Origin of the sequence: Coprococcus aceti (assembly GCF_025567285.1) — a bacterium.
GTDB lineage: Bacteria > Bacillota > Clostridia > Lachnospirales > Lachnospiraceae > Coprococcus > Coprococcus aceti.
Map to the genome: position 1 here is coordinate 375,405 of NZ_JAOQJT010000001.1, position 15,449 is coordinate 390,853.

Below are 15,449 nucleotides of genomic sequence, written 5' to 3' on the forward strand. Positions count from 1 at the left end.
TTTTTTGATGTAATAGGTATGATATACTTCAAAATGTAGTGATAACTTGCATATATAAAAAGAAAACATCGTAAGGATAATTTTAAGAGAGGTATCAATATGGGAGATTATAAGGCAGCAGAGAATAGATATAAGAATGTTGAGGGAACAGGATTTTACAGACATTGCGGCAAGAGCGGTCTTATGATGCCGCCTCTGGCACTTGGACTCTGGCACAACTTTGGAACAAATGACGATTACGAGAATATGAAGAAGATGTGCTTTACCGCATTTGACAACGGAATAACACATTTTGATATAGCAAACAACTATGGCCCGGTGTATGGAAGTGCAGAGGAGAACTTTGGAAAGATACTCAGAGAGGAACTGGGTGCGTACAGGGATGAGCTGATAATCAGCACTAAGGCCGGATTCGATATGTGGGAAGGCCCTTACGGCAACTGGGGCAGCAGAAAATATCTCATAGCAAGTCTTGACCAGAGCCTTAAAAGACTTGGCATCCCATATGTGGATATATTCTATCATCACAGAATGGATCCGAACACTCCACTCGAGGAGACCATGGGAGCATTGGCGCAGATAGTGAAGAGTGGAAAGGCACTTTATGTCGGACTCTCCAACTATGACGGACCTACCATGGCAAAGGCGGAGCGCATACTTGATGAGCTTCATGTGCCATTTGTGATAAATCAGAACAGATACAGCATACTGGACAGATCTGTCGAGAACAATGGGCTTCTGAAGCAGACATACGCATCAGGCAAGGGACTCATATGCTTCTCGCCTCTGGCACAGGGAATGCTGACAGACAGATATCTGAAGGATATGCCGGCGGACAGCAGGGCAGTGAAGGACGGAAGATTCCTTCATGAGGATCAGGTGCTTGAAACTAGACCTCTCCTCAACCAGTTAAATGAGATCGCAGCCGGATATGATATGAAGCTATCAGAGCTTGCCATCGCATGGCTGCTGAACAAGCCGGAGGTCACAACAGTGCTGATCGGTGCTTCAAAGCCTGAGCAGATCATCAGCAATCTCAAGGCTGTTGAAAAGCAGGCACATACAGTCATGACCGATGACGAATTACAGAAGATCGAGGATGCCGTTGCAGCATTTGAAAGATCATAAAATAGGCAAAACTTTTTTTATACCCCCTCGCAGGAGAAGCCGGATAGAGCTTCTCCTGTTTTTTATATCTGTGCAGACGTTGGGAGAAGTCTGTGCTGTTACAAATACATAAAAGTATGGTATTATATCACACAGAATCTATGTTACGGAGAAAAACTGGTGAAGGAATATATAAATGAAGCACTTGAAAAATATATAGAGAAGGGTACATACCCGTGGCACATGCCGGGACATAAGAGACAGCCGCTAGAAGAGCCGGCCAACTTCTGGAATGGGGTGTATGCACATGATTTCACTGAGGCTAAAGATCTTGACGACATGCATGAGCCGGAGTTGTTCATAGCGGACAGTATTGCCGAGATGAAGAATGTGTATGGAACATTTGCAACATATATGCTGGTGAACGGTTCCACATCCGGACTTATGACAGCTATACACGCCACCTGTCACAGGGGAGACGTGATACTTGCGGCAAGAAACTGCCATAAGGCGGTGTACAACGCTATCTGTATGTTGGAGCTTGAGCCCGAGTATATAGTGCCGGATTATGTGAGTATGAGCTGGCCTGACGGTGTGGGTCAGAATGAAGTCGGAGCAATATCGAATGGAATGTCAGATGATGGAGAAGATGACTGCGAAATATCGGAAATGATGGTTCCAGGCGATGAAGATGATCGTGAAATGTCAGAGAGGACAGACATACTGGGTGACATATCGCCGGATAAGCTGGAGCTTGCTCTTAAGGAATTGGTAGCAGATGGTAGAAAGCCAAGAGCGGTGATAATCACATCGCCGACATATGAGGGTGTCATATCTGATATAAGGACCATAGCCGGGATAGTACACAGGTATGGAATATATCTCATTGTGGACGAGGCACAGGGAGCACATCTGAACTTCATGGAAGGACATGAGACCGCCATGCAGCAGGGCGCGGATATTGTCATCGAGAGCCTGCACAAGACCATGCCGGCACTCACACAGACATCACTTCTTCATGTGATGAATCCTGAGCTTGATGAGAGGGTTAGAAGATATCTGCAGATATTCCAGACATCTTCGCCTTCATATATATTTATGCAGAGCATGGAGAAGGCAGTTGCATTTGGCGCAAATAACAGAGATGGATTTGCCAGGTATGGGCGGAGGCTTGAGGCATTTGCCGGGAAATGTGATGGGCTCAGAAATATACGGCTGTTCAGACCTGATGCTTTCTCAGTGAAAAATGATGAAATCTGTAATGCGTGTAAAGTGTTCGACCGTGATGAGGGCAGGCTGGTATTTGTCGTGAGATCGGGAACTGTAGACGAGTCGGGACAGAAATTTACAGGGGTTATGCTTGCTGAAATTCTGGCGGACAGGTATGGGTTGATTGTTGAGATGGCATCGGTGAGTTATGTCATTTGTATATCATCTGTTGTGGACAGTGCAGACAGTTATGATATACTATTTAATGCGGTGGCTGAGATAGACGGGAACCTTGGCTATGAGCCGGATAAAACAGACCGGCAGGAGCTGGATATCATATCCGGCAGAAGGTCAGCTATGCCGCCGGGAACCGCGTGGGACAGACCAGTGGAGAGCGTGCCGATTGAGGGTGCGGCTGGAAAGGTGTCGGGGGCATTTGTATATGCATATCCGCCGGGAATACCTGTGCTGGCGCCGGGAGAGGTCGTTGACCGGCAGGCGGTGAACGGAATAAAGTCCATGATAGACAGCGGACTTAATGTGGCAGGAGTCAATGACGGTTATATCAAAGTGCTGTGCGGAGAATGATATGTAGCATTATGATCTGGAAGGTTTGATAAGAATCACAATATAAATATGAAAGGTGTACATGTGCAGGAACAGCATATGGCAGGGTTAGGATATGAAAGGAATATTTATAACTATAGAGGGCCCGGACGGAGCGGGCAAGACCACACAGAGGGAGCTGCTTAAGGAATATCTGGAGAAGAAAGGCTATGACGTGCTGATAACCAGAGATCCGGGGGGAAATCCCATAAGTGAGGCGATCCGCGAGGTTATATTGAACAAGGATTTTACAGAGATGGGATATATGACTGAGCTGCTTCTGTATGCTTCGGCGAGAGCCCAGCTTGTGAAAGAGAATATCAAGCCTGCACTGGATGCCGGTCAGGCGGTGATTGCAGACAGATTTGTGGACTCATCCGCTGTGTATCAGGGAATCGGAAGAGGACTCGGAGTTGACACGGTGTATAAGGTAAATGAATTTGCACTTCAGGGAATCATGCCGGATATGACATTCCTCATGGATCTTGACGCCCAGGAGGGAATATCCAGAAAGAAGAACCAGGCTGAACTTGACAGAATGGAGAATGAAAAAATGGAGTTCCATCAGAAGGTCGTGGATGGATACCGCATGCTTGCGGATATGCACACTGAGAGAATAGTGAAGATAGACGCTACTTTACCTATTGATGAGATTCATGGTATAATAGTAGGGTATGTAGAGAAGAAACTTAATCTTTAATATATTTTGATTTTGGAGAAGGTCAGAATAGACATACAGAAACAATTAATTGTAAGGGGGTTGGTATATATGATAGATTTCACAGACATAATCGGACATGAGGACATAATACGCCACTTCAAGAGTAGCATTGAGCTGGGTAAGATATCCCAGGGCTACATCATCAATGGCGAGACAGGAAGTGGAAAAAAGACCCTTACCAGGGCGCTGGTCAAGACTCTCCAGTGTGAGGAGGGCGGTACAGAGCCATGTAATCATTGTAAGTCATGTCTTCAGTGTGAGACGGGAAATCAGCCTGATATCGTGTGGGTGACCCACGACAAGCCAAATGTGATCTCGGTTGAAGAGATACGTGATCAGGTGAATTCTGATATTGATATCAAGCCTTATAGCAGCAGATATAAGATATATGTTATAGAGGATGCACAGCTTCTGAATGTGAATGCACAGAACGCTTTGTTAAAGACGATCGAGGAAGCTCCGTCCTATGCAATAATCATACTGCTCACCAACAATCTTGATAAGATGCTTCAGACTATACAGTCCAGATGTATAGTGCTGAATGTGAAGCCTGTCAGAGAACATGATATACTTGATTATCTCATGAACGAGCTCAAGCTGGACAAGCAGAAGGCTGACTTCTGTATGGATTTTGCCCAGGGCAATCTGGGAAAGGCCATCAGGCTTGCAACTAGTGATGAGTACAAGGAGATCAAGGAAAATGTGGTGAAGTTCATGAGACATATAAGTGATATGTCGGTTGATGACATGATATTTGCCATTAAGAATATGGAGCTGTACAAGCTCAAGGTAAGTGACTACATCGATCTGATGATGATGTGGTACAGGGACATTCTTATGCTTAAGGTGTCAAATAACCCGGGCCGGTTGATGTTCAAGGAGTATTATTCTGATATAAGAAAGCAGTCCTCACACATCAGCTATGAGGGTATAGAAAAGGTACTCAAGTCTATGGACAAGGCCAAGGTCAGACTTGAGGCGAATGTCAGCTTTGACATTGTCATGGAGCTTATGCTCCTAACCATGAAGGAGAATTGTTAATGAAAGAGATTATAGGAGTTCGTTTCAGACCAAACGGTAAGATATATTATTTTGATCCACAGAACTTTGAGGTCGAGGCCGGCAGTTTTGTCATTGTCGAGACCGCAAGGGGTGTGGAGTACGGCAAAGTGGTTCTGGGAAGACGAGAGGTAGAAGAGGGCAAGATAACGGCGTCACTCAAGCCGATCATAAGAATTGCCACAGAGGATGACACCAGAAGATACGAGGATAACAAGAAGAAGAGCAAGAGAGCATTTGGCATATGTCTTGAGAAGATCGCAAAGCATAAGCTGGACATGAAGCTCATCGAGGCTGAGTATACATTTGACAACAATAAGGTGCTGTTCTACTTCACAGCAGACAGGAGAATCGATTTCCGAGAGCTGGTAAAGGATCTGGCATCTGTGTTCAAGACAAGAATAGAGCTCAGACAGATCGGTGTCCGCGATGAGACCAAGATGGTTGGCGGAATCGGCATATGTGGAAGGGAGCTCTGCTGTAACAAGCATTTGTCGGAGTTCGTTCCAGTATCAATCAAGATGGCAAAGGAGCAGAACCTGTCACTGAATCCTACTAAGATATCCGGTGTGTGCGGAAGACTTATGTGCTGTCTGAAGCATGAGCAGGACACTTACGAGTATCTGAATGAGAAGCTTCCGAATGTAGGAGATTTCGTCAGGACCATAGATGGCAACAAGGGCGAGGTCATGTCAGTGAACGTTCTCCGACAGAAGGTTAAGATCGTGGTGACAGACAAGGATGACAACAAGGAAGTTATGGAGTATCCTGTGGCTGAACTCAAGTTCAAGCCTAAGAGAAGAAAGAATTCAGAAAGACTCAGTGCTGAGGAGTACAAGGCACTTGAGGCATTGGAGGACAAGGGTGGAAAGTCCAAATTTGACGATTAGACCGGAAGTGGTTATAAAATCCTGTGAGAGGATAGATGACCTGCAGTGCAAGGGTTATCAGATCATACAGAACAGCGGAATGTTCTGCTTTGGGATGGATGCTGTGCTGCTGGCAAACTATGTGAGATTTAAGCGCGGTGGCAGATATCTGGATCTCGGAACGGGAACAGGTATCATACCTATACTTCTTGCTGCAAAGGAGTATGGGGAAGGCGCTCTTACCCGTGAAGAGAGACTTGCTGGTTTGAATGCTGATGCTTGTAGATCCTCACATGATTGTATTGCCGTAGATGGAGTTACTAATTCGGATGCAGGGGTGGATCAGCAGCCTAGCGGTAAAATGGCAGATGGAGCACGGTTTATAGGCATAGAGCTTCAGCCTGCATGTGCGGACATGGCGGCAAGGAGCGTGAGCCTCAATGGGCTTGACGGTTTAGTGCGAATAGATAACGGAGATATAAAGGAGGTCTCTTGTAACTACAAGAAGGCCTCCTTTGACATAGTGACCTCAAATCCGCCATACATAAAGGGCAGTCACGGTCTGGAGAATCCGGATGCACCTAAGAACATAGCGAGACATGAGGTACATGTGACATTGAATCAGGTGGTGGCGGCGGCAGAGTATGCCCTTAAACCCGGCGGAAGCTTCTATATGATACACAAGCCGTTCAGGCTTGCTGAGATATTTGAATGTCTGCATGAGCACAGGCTTGAGCCGAAGAGGATGCAGCTCGTACACCCATACATAGATAAGGAGCCGAACATGGTGATAGTTGAGGCTGTGAAGGGTGGCAATTCCATGATCAAGATCGATCCGCCTATGATAGTCTACAAGGCTCCGGGAGTGTATACGGAGCAGCTGCTGGCGACGTATGAAGGCAGTGCAAAGCGGTAACAGGCAACGGCTGCAGCATGAAAGTGAAAAATGTTGTAAACACCCTAATGTACATATTACAGATAGTGAGGTTTATATATGGCAGGCAAATTATATCTGGTGGCGACACCTATAGGTAATCTTGAGGATATGACATACAGGGCTGTCAGGGTTCTTGAAGAGGTGGATGTGATAGCGGCTGAGGATACAAGAAACAGTATCAAGCTGCTCAATCATTTCGAGATCAAGACTCCGATGACAAGCTATCATGAATACAACAAATACGATAAGGCGAAGGTTCTCGTTGAGAAGATGCAGCAGGGACAAAGCGTTGCAGTTATCACTGATGCCGGAACTCCGGGTATATCTGATCCCGGGGAGGAGCTTGTGAGACAGGCTCTTGCCGCAGGGCTTGAGGTTACACCGGTGCCGGGGGCGTGTGCATGTATATCGGCGCTCATCAGCTCAGGACTTTCGACCAGAAGATTTGCATTTGAGGCGTTTCTGCCGTATGACAAGAAGGACAGGGCGAGGGTTCTTGAGGAGATGAAGCGAGAGACTAGGACCATGGTGATGTATGAGGCGCCCCACAAGCTTAAGAAGACTTTGGTGGAACTCATGGAGACACTAGGTGACAGGCATATCACGCTTGCCAGAGAGATCACCAAGAAACATGAAACCATAGAGCCTATGATGCTCTCTCAGGCGATAGCTCGTTACGAGGGGGAAGATCCGAGAGGAGAATTCGTCATAGTGATAGAAGGGCTTGATGTGAAGAAGCTTGAGGAGGAGAAGAAGAGCTCGTTCGAGGCTATGTCCGTGGAGGAACATGTCCAGATGTACGTTGATCAGGGTATGTCCAAGAAGGATGCGATCAAGCAGGCAGCTGTAGACCGCGGAGTCCCTAAGAGGGATGTGTATAATGCGGTGATGAAATAGAAAACGGAGGTAGATTGGTGTCAGGTGCGGATAAACAAAAGATTATCTGTACCTGACACTTCTTGCTTAAAAATCTCCTTCATTTCAGATTTATCTCCATCATTTTATCAATAAATGATGGAGATAATAATAGACATGATGGAAATAACACTCCCCATATTCACACCTTATCTTTTGAATTGTAAAACATACTGGTTTCTTATTCTCTGTTCCGGTCTGACATCAACCAGATATAAGAATAATAAAAATATCCATTCCAATGGTTTCATTATAATATAAACAACATCCGCTCTAAGAGGATTTGTTATGAGTTTCGACAGCGGATAGCCGTATGTATCATATATGTGGCGAACCATCCTGTGAAAACTTGGAAATTTTATCTGAATCACTTCTTCAAATGCGTTGGCAATACATAATTGCCTGTTTACAATGATCGTTGCACCTCTCCTGCTTCCAAATCTAAGCGGTTTCACAACTTTTTTGTGCCCACCGGCGGCTACCGTACAAAGATAATGTCCTTCGTAATCTGATGGCGGTGGTGGTGTCTGCTTTGAAAATGTCCAATCTGCAGTATCTGTAAATGCCTTAATCGGAGCATCCAGTCCCTGACCAATTAGGACAAATATAATCTCGATAATTGCCACAACCAGAAACAGTGCAACAAAAATTACAAAGGTGTACCTGGATAAGCTGTTAATGATATCGTAAAATTTCTTGAAACGTATATTGTTATCCTGTGCTGCTGCTCTGTTTTTAAAGATTTCTACCTGTTGCAGCATATGCCTCTGAATTGCTCTTGCAGATAACAGCAATATGTTGAAATGATAAACATAAAATGACAATTCTAAGGGATTATTGATATTTTTAGATAACTGAACAGCAAACGTAATCTGCAATATATTAAGCAGGATAATAAAGGAAATTGCAGCCGCGGATACTAATGGCGGCAGTCGGTCTGCATTTATGTATAACAACACAAAATATGCAGCAAATCCTAATAAAGCAACCCAGGAAATTCCCCAATACCCGGAAGAAATCACATAGTGAAATTGCATAGTATTAACCTGTTCATACCAGTCGCCGGCTGTATCATACGTTATCGCAAACAGCATCAGATATAACAGGCCGCCAACCAGAACGGTTACGGTTGAGATAAGCTTTTCCTTTTTTGGTTTGGCAGAAAAACAATTGTAAATATTCCAGACTGTTAAAGTTCCGGGTATAACAAATGCGACTATACCGAAAAATAAAAATATTAATATGTCGTTCAAATGAAACATTTACAAATCTCCCTTTCCCCAATACTGCCGATCAGATATCCCCATTTATATACACCCTCGGAACCCTTACCGATATGTTGCACACGATCACATCCACATTCGTGTCAAGCATATTTGCCATGTCCTCGATGGACATGCCCTCACCGAGAAGGGTTACAGTGTCGCCGCGCTGTACATCCGGGATGTCTGTGACGTCCGCCATGCACTGATCCATACATACGCGTCCGATGATCGGCGCCTCATGACCATTTATGATGACCTTGCCCTTGTTGGACAGGTAACGGCTGTAGCCGTCTGCAAATCCTACCGGAAGTGTGGCGATCTTTGTAGGTCTTTCAGTGACAAAAGTTCCGCCGTATCCAATCTCAGATCCGGCAGGAACCTCCTTCACCATGGCAACGTATGTGTACCAGCTGAGGATCTCCTGAAGTCCTGAATTCTTCCAGTCAAAATCATCAGAAGGAGTGAGACCATAGAGGATATCACCGCATCTGACTGCGTCGAGCTGTGCCTCAGGCAACATCAGTATGGCAGGGCTGTTGGCTACGTGGTGCTTTGGTATGACAACCCCCATTTTCTCAAGTTCATTTACGGCGTGGAGGTATAGGTCAAGTTGCTTTCTTGCACTTGTGTGATCCCCCTCATCTGCCCTTGCAAAATGTGTAAATATACCTGTTACGTTCAGGTCGTCCATCTCGCAGATTTTCTTTATAGTGTCAAATGATTCCTGACATACCGGGAATCCTATTCGGTTCATACCGGTGTTCAGCTTTATCTGGACATTCTGTTTCTTGCCGGCTCTTCTTGCAGCGGCAGCCATGTTCTCAGCACCCTCCATTGAAAAGACAGTGAGATCAAGGTCGTACTTTGCGGCCTCGTCCAGCATGTCATCTGCTGTATCGCCGAGGATAAGGATAGACTCTGTGGCCCCCGCGTCCCTGAGCATCTTTCCCTCTTCCCAGATGGCAACGGCGTAGCTGTCTATGCCACATTCCTTGAGTGTCGGGTAAAGTCCTGCAATGCCGTGGCGGTATCCATCGCCCTTCATGACTGCGATAAATTCAACACCCGGTTTCAGTCTTGATTTTATGTTGGCAATATTGCTCCTGAGCTTTGCCAGATCTATAACGGCTGCAGTTCTTCCTGCAAATGGTCTGTTATTCATAGTTATTCTCCTGTTTTACAACTGTCAAATTATAGTAACCATGTAATTATATTTTTATTTGTTGAATGAGTCAACATGTGTGTTATGATGTTGTCAAAAGCCACGCAGAATATATATTTTACAAAGCTTATGTTTATTTCTGTTTGGTGTCATGTTATTATACCTAAAAGGAAAAAACAAAGGAGGCGAAAAATATGGACAGTTGTGATAGTCATGGTCGAAGTACATATAACGATGAAACAGACCCGGATTATCTTCAGGTGTCTGTATAAGCGCTTTTTATATATGGTCTAAGTCTGTCCATCGTTAAAGAATGTCGCAACAAAGCAGTAGAGTTTGCGTAGCATTTGCTACGATGGTTTTTTATGCCCTTTTTAGGGAGAATGGAGGCTTAGAATGACGAAAGAGATATTAAAGGAATCAACATTTGCGCAGGATATCGTAACGATAATAAGAAGTGGTTATGACCGGGAACAGCTTGTTGACAGGCTGAAGGATTACCACGAGAAGGACATTGCACAGAGTCTGGAGCTGCTGACAAATGAGGAGAGAAAATCCCTGTATGACAGTCTTGATCCGGAATGGATATCCAACATTTTTTCATATATAGAGGAACCGGAGGAGTATATACAGGAGCTGGGTATAGGCAGGCTGGCAGAAGTCATAAATGAGATGGATTCGGACGACGCTGTCGATCTTCTGGAGGATGTGGATGAGAAAGTCAAGAATCAGCTGCGTCCGATACTTGACGAGGATCTGAAGGCGGATATCCGTCTCATAAATTCCTACGATGATGATGAGATAGGAAGTCTTATAACCAACAATTATATAAGCATATCGAGAAATCTGACCATACGTCAGGCCATGCACGAGCTTGTACAGCAGGCGGGAGAAAAAGACAATATATCAACACTCTACGTGGTTGACGACGAGGGAAGGTTCTGCGGCGCCATAGATCTGAAGGATCTCATAATTGCCAGAGAGCATGATGAGCTGGACGATATAATCATTGATTCCTATCCGTATCTGATAGATCATGAGAAGATATCGGAGTGCATAGAAGATATCAAAGATTATGCGGAGGATTCCCTCCCTGTGCTGAACGGCGAAAAAAAGATAATCGGTATCCTTACTGCACAGGATGTCATAGAGGCAGTGGACGATGAAATGGGTGATGACTATGCCAAGCTGGCAGGTCTGACTGCGGAGGAAGATCTGAAGGAGACAACATTTGAAAGCATGAAAAAGCGCATGCCGTGGCTCATCATACTGCTGTTTCTGGGCATGGGAGTGTCCACGGTTGTCGGAGCATTTGAAGGTGTGGTGGCGGTGTTGCCGATCGTCATGTGTTTTCAGTCTCTGATTCTGGATATGGCGGGCAATGTCGGCACACAGTCCCTTGCGGTGACGATCCGTGTGCTCATGGATGAGAATCTGACAGGAAAGGAAAAAATGTCGCTCGTGGTCAAGGAGATGAGAGTTGGATTTGGAAACGGCCTGATCCTAGGAGCGTTGTCATTGATCTTCCTTGGGGTATATATCGGTGTGTTCAAAGGTTTCACTATGGGAAAAGCGTTTATGATATCTGGCTGTGTTGGTGTATCACTGCTAGTGGCAATGGTAATATCAAGTCTGGTTGGAACCCTTGTACCTATGTTCTTTCACAAGATCAAGGTTGATCCGGCAGTGGCATCCGGCCCGCTCATCACCACGGTAAATGATCTTGTGGCGGTTATCACATACTATGGACTTGCGTGGCTGCTGCTCATACAGTGCATGCAAATTGTATAGAGATATATAGCAGAAAATATTCGGGACAGCACCACTTTATAACAGTAAAGTGGTGCTGTCCCGAATATTTGTTGTCATTGAAAGCCGTGGAGGGTATAATATCGAAATATAAGAGAATTTATAAATGACTTGGAAGGTAGTATTGTTATGAGAAAAGAATATGTTATGGGTAACGGGGCCATAGCCCTCGGTGCACTTGCGGCGGGTCTGAACCTTGTGGCGGGATATCCGGGAACCCCGTCTTCGGAGATACTGGAGACAGTAGCAAAATACCCGCATGACGGAGTCCATGTGGAGTGGTCGGTAAATGAGAAAGCGGCTATGGAGGTTGCCGCCAGTGCATCATACAGTGGAGCGAGGACACTTGTGACCATGAAACAGGTGGGTCTCAATGTGGCATCGGATCCGCTTATGTCGCTGGCGTATGTCGGGATAAAGGGCGGAATGGTCATCGTGTCTGCGGACGATCCGGGACCGATATCGTCACAGACGGAGCAGGATACAAGGATGTTTGCAGACTTCTGCAGGATCCCGGTATTTGACCCGTCGACTCCTGAGGAGGCATATCAGATGATACAGGATGCATTTGACTACTCGGAGAAATACAAGACACCGGTTCTGTTCAGACCGACAACAAGAGTGTGTCATGCATACGCATCCATAGAGGTAAAAGACGAGTGGAAGGCAAAGGAATATGAGGGATTTGTAAAGGATTCAAAGAAATGGGTCATCTTCCCGAGATTGTCATTTGCCAATCATGCCATGATAGAAAAAAGAAATGTAGAGATTGGGGACGACTTCGGCAGCTACTCCATGAACACGGTGGAGGGCAGCGGCAGCAAGGCGGTATTCGCATCGGGAATCAGCTACTGCTATGCAAAGGAGACACTAAAGAATGTGCCTGATGTGAAGCTGGTCCGTATAGCAACTCCACATCCGTTCCCTGAGCAGTTCGTGAAGAATGTGCTGGACGGAGTGACGGAGGTCATGTGTCTTGAAGAGCTCAGCCCATACATAGAGAATCAGATATTACGCCTTGCAGGCAAATATCATATGGATATAGATGTCAGAGGCAAGCAGACCGGGGATGTGCCGGCGAGCGGAGAGCTTTCTACCAACAAGGCTGCGGATATCCTGTGCGATTTCCTTGACCTTGAGAAGACTTCCCAGGTGGATGTGTCAGATGCACCAGAGCTTCCTGTGAGACCTCCGGTGCTGTGTGCAGGATGCCCTCACAGAGCGTCATTTTACGCGGTAAAGAAAGCGATGGCTGGCAGAAAGAGCTACTTCTGCGGAGATATAGGATGCTATACACTTGGAAATGCCATGCCGCTTGACATGGTGGATACCTGTCTGTGCATGGGAGCCGGAATCACCATGGCGCAGGGCTTCCACTGGGTGGATGAAGACGGCGTGTGCTTTGCATTTGTGGGAGATTCCACATTCTTTGCATCAGGTATGACAGGAGTGGTAAATGCAGTTTACAATGATGCGAATATGATCCTGTGTGTGCTCGACAACTCGACCACAGCCATGACGGGACACCAGCCACATCCGGGAACAGGACGCAATATGATGGGCCAGTTCGTGGACAAGGTGAGCATACAGAAGGTACTTGAGGGAATCGGAGTGAAGAAGATAGTCACTGTTGATCCGCTTGATTTTGAGGCCAGCGTGGCAGCAGTCAAAGAGTGTGCGGATATCAGAGGAGTTAAGGCGATCATTTTCAAGTCGCCTTGTATAGCCATCACCAAGCCGTCGGGCAAGATGGAGATATCCGAAAAGTGCATACAGTGTAAGAAATGTATCAGAGAGATAGGCTGTCCTGCAATCATCCTGAAGGATGGCAAGGTGGCGATAGATGAAAGCCTGTGTACGGGATGCGGTCTGTGCTCACAGATCTGTCCGGTGGGTGCGATAGGAGGTGCTAGCAATGAATAAGGATATTCTGGTCTGCGGTGTAGGCGGACAGGGAACGGTTCTTGCGTCCAAGCTCATCGCATCGGCGTATATGGCAAAGGGCGAGACGGTACATTCGGCGGAGACTATAGGTATGGCACAGAGAGGCGGAAGTGTCACGAGCCATGTGAGGATTGGTGAGGCGTATTCACCACTGATAGCCCAGGGCGGTGCTGACATTATACTTGCGTTTGAGCCTGCAGAGGCGGTGCGCAATCTGGCTTATCTGAAAAAGGGAGGAATCGTCATCACCAACAACGTCCCGGTGAAGCCGGCGACTGACTCGCTCATGAATTCAGGCTACGAGGCACAGCCGATGCTTGACTACCTGAAGGACAAATGTGACTGCATAGTCATGGATGGCGCGGCGATAAGCCGTGAATTTGGTTCGGCAAAGTTCTACAACATAGCACTTCTTGGAGTTGCAGCAGCCAGCGGCAGACTGGGACTAGACGAGGCAGACATCATATCAGCCATTGAGAATGGAGTGAATCCGAAGTTTGTAGAGGTGAACAAGAAAGTATTTGAATATGCGATGAAGATGTAGTTGGCGATGGGCTGACAAAAGGGAAAAGGAGAGTAAAAATTATGAAGTTAAATGACACACAGCTCAGTCAGGTGGATGCTCAGATAAAGAGACTTGTAAAGACTGACAGCTATTATGGTAAGAAGTACAGAGAGCTTGGTATAACAGAGGTGGCAAGTCAGGAGGCGTTTGAGGAGCTTCCGTTTTCAAGCAAGGATGACCTGAGAAATGCTTACCCGCTGGGAATACAGGCTGTTCCGGATGAGGAAGTGGTACGTATCCATTCATCTTCAGGAACAACAGGAAAGCCGGTCATCATACCTTACACAGCAAAGGATGTCGATGATTGGGCGATCATGTTCGCAAGATGCTACGAGACAGCCGGAGTGACAAAGAAAGACCGAGTACATATCACTCCGGGATATGGTCTGTGGACAGCCGGAATAGGATTTCAGGCAGGCGCGGAGAAGCTTGGTGCCATGGTGATTCCTATGGGCCCTGGAAATACTGACAAACAGTTACAGATGATGATCGATCTTGAAAGTACAGTTCTCACAGCAACATCATCATACGCACTTCTTCTTGCCGAGGAGATAGATAAGAGAGGGCTTAAGGATAAGATACATTTGAAGAAGGGTGTATTTGGCTCGGAGCGCTGGAGTGAGAAGAAGAGAAAGTATATAAAAGAGAAGCTTGGAATAGAGCTGTATGATATATATGGACTTACAGAGATCTATGGACCTGGTATCGGAATAAGCTGTGATGCCCAGAATGGAATGCACTATTGGGATGACTATGTTTATATAGAGATAATAGATCCGAAGACCGGCAAGACTCTTCCGGACGGCGAGGAGGGTGAGATCGTCATCACTACTCTGGTGAAGGAGGGAGCTCCGCTCATCCGTTTCAGGACACACGATATATCAAGGATCATTCCGGGTGAGTGTCCATGCGGAAGAAAGCATCCCAGACTGGATATCATCAAGGGCAGAAGTGACGATATGTTCAAGGTACACGGCGTAAATATGTTCCCAAGTCAGGTTGAGGAGCTGCTTGCACTCGTGGATGGAGTTCCAAGTGAGTACACCATAAATATAGCCCATGATGAGCCTGCCAATAAGGATATCATGCTGGTTACAGTTGAGGCCGAGGGACGTGTAGATTTTGAGCAGACAGGACGTCAGATCAGAGATCTGTTCAAGTCAAGGATCGGAGTTACACCGAAGATCACTGTTGTCCCTGTTGGAACACTGCCTAGAAGTGAGAAGAAGACACAGCGTGTCATCGACCATCGTGAGCAGTGATATTTTTAGAAGGGATATT

The 15,449-nt window shown here is 46.2% G+C and carries 13 protein-coding genes; 11 read left to right on the plus strand and 2 right to left on the minus strand.

The features are described from left to right. Positions 1 to 99 precede the first annotated feature (99 nt). From OCV54_RS01685 to rsmI, 7 genes are all read left to right on the plus strand, one after another. Positions 100 to 1,128, plus strand: coding sequence for an aldo/keto reductase (locus OCV54_RS01685; RefSeq protein ID WP_022217435.1), 1,029 nt, complete (start codon positions 100 to 102; stop codon positions 1,126 to 1,128). Positions 1,129 to 1,287: 159 nt separating this feature from the next. After that, positions 1,288 to 2,904 carry an aminotransferase class I/II-fold pyridoxal phosphate-dependent enzyme gene (locus tag OCV54_RS01690; protein ID WP_055222407.1) on the plus strand — a complete coding sequence of 539 codons (1,617 nt, stop codon included), beginning with the start codon at positions 1,288 to 1,290 and terminating at the stop codon, positions 2,902 to 2,904. A 94-nt stretch (positions 2,905 to 2,998) separates the two neighbouring features. Beyond that, entirely contained in the window at positions 2,999 to 3,622 is a 624-nt protein-coding gene (gene tmk / locus OCV54_RS01695; RefSeq protein WP_055146089.1) for a dTMP kinase, read from the plus strand. A gap of 69 nt (positions 3,623 to 3,691) precedes the next feature. Next, a complete protein-coding gene (locus OCV54_RS01700; RefSeq protein WP_015534369.1) occupies positions 3,692 to 4,684 on the plus strand; it encodes a DNA polymerase III subunit in 993 nt (330 codons plus the stop codon). Then, entirely contained in the window at positions 4,684 to 5,592 is a 909-nt protein-coding gene (locus OCV54_RS01705; RefSeq protein WP_015534368.1) for a PSP1 domain-containing protein, read from the plus strand. The genes OCV54_RS01700 and OCV54_RS01705 overlap by 1 nt, the downstream gene beginning before the upstream one ends. Beyond that, positions 5,567 to 6,487, plus strand: a complete 921-nt coding sequence (locus OCV54_RS01710; protein ID WP_055222408.1) for a tRNA1(Val) (adenine(37)-N6)-methyltransferase — start codon at positions 5,567 to 5,569, stop codon at positions 6,485 to 6,487. The genes OCV54_RS01705 and OCV54_RS01710 overlap by 26 nt, the downstream gene beginning before the upstream one ends. Positions 6,488 to 6,565: 78 nt before the next feature. Further along, positions 6,566 to 7,405: a 16S rRNA (cytidine(1402)-2'-O)-methyltransferase gene (gene rsmI, locus OCV54_RS01715; protein WP_055222409.1), complete on the plus strand. Its 840-nt coding sequence runs from the start codon at positions 6,566 to 6,568 to the stop codon at positions 7,403 to 7,405. A 167-nt stretch (positions 7,406 to 7,572) separates the two neighbouring features. Here the strand turns inward: rsmI and OCV54_RS01720 are convergent, their stop codons facing one another. Both OCV54_RS01720 and alr read right to left on the minus strand, forming a co-directional pair. Next, a complete protein-coding gene (locus tag OCV54_RS01720) occupies positions 7,573 to 8,685 on the minus strand; it encodes a DUF6688 domain-containing protein (protein WP_015534364.1) in 1,113 nt (370 codons plus the stop codon). 31 nt (positions 8,686 to 8,716) lie between these two features. After that, a complete protein-coding gene (alr, locus tag OCV54_RS01725) occupies positions 8,717 to 9,850 on the minus strand; it encodes an alanine racemase (protein ID WP_022217441.1) in 1,134 nt (377 codons plus the stop codon). Between the two features lie 396 nt (positions 9,851 to 10,246). Here alr and mgtE point away from each other — a divergent pair, with 396 nt between their 5' ends. The 4 genes from mgtE to OCV54_RS01745 all read left to right on the plus strand — a co-directional run bounded on the left by mgtE (position 10,247) and on the right by OCV54_RS01745 (position 15,430). Continuing rightward, entirely contained in the window at positions 10,247 to 11,641 is a 1,395-nt protein-coding gene (gene mgtE, locus OCV54_RS01730) for a magnesium transporter (protein ID WP_022217442.1), read from the plus strand. Positions 11,642 to 11,788: 147 nt separating this feature from the next. Continuing rightward, positions 11,789 to 13,582, plus strand: a complete 1,794-nt coding sequence (gene iorA / locus OCV54_RS01735; RefSeq protein WP_172678728.1) for an indolepyruvate ferredoxin oxidoreductase subunit alpha — start codon at positions 11,789 to 11,791, stop codon at positions 13,580 to 13,582. Continuing rightward, the gene (locus OCV54_RS01740; protein WP_055222410.1) at positions 13,575 to 14,147 is read left to right on the plus strand and encodes an indolepyruvate oxidoreductase subunit beta; all 573 of its coding nucleotides are present in this window, start codon (positions 13,575 to 13,577) and stop codon (positions 14,145 to 14,147) included. Before iorA ends, OCV54_RS01740 begins: the two co-directional genes overlap by 8 nt. 41 nt (positions 14,148 to 14,188) lie before the next feature. Continuing rightward, positions 14,189 to 15,430, plus strand: a complete 1,242-nt coding sequence (locus tag OCV54_RS01745) for a phenylacetate--CoA ligase family protein (RefSeq protein WP_055222411.1) — start codon at positions 14,189 to 14,191, stop codon at positions 15,428 to 15,430. The last annotated feature ends 19 nt before the right edge of the window (positions 15,431 to 15,449 follow it).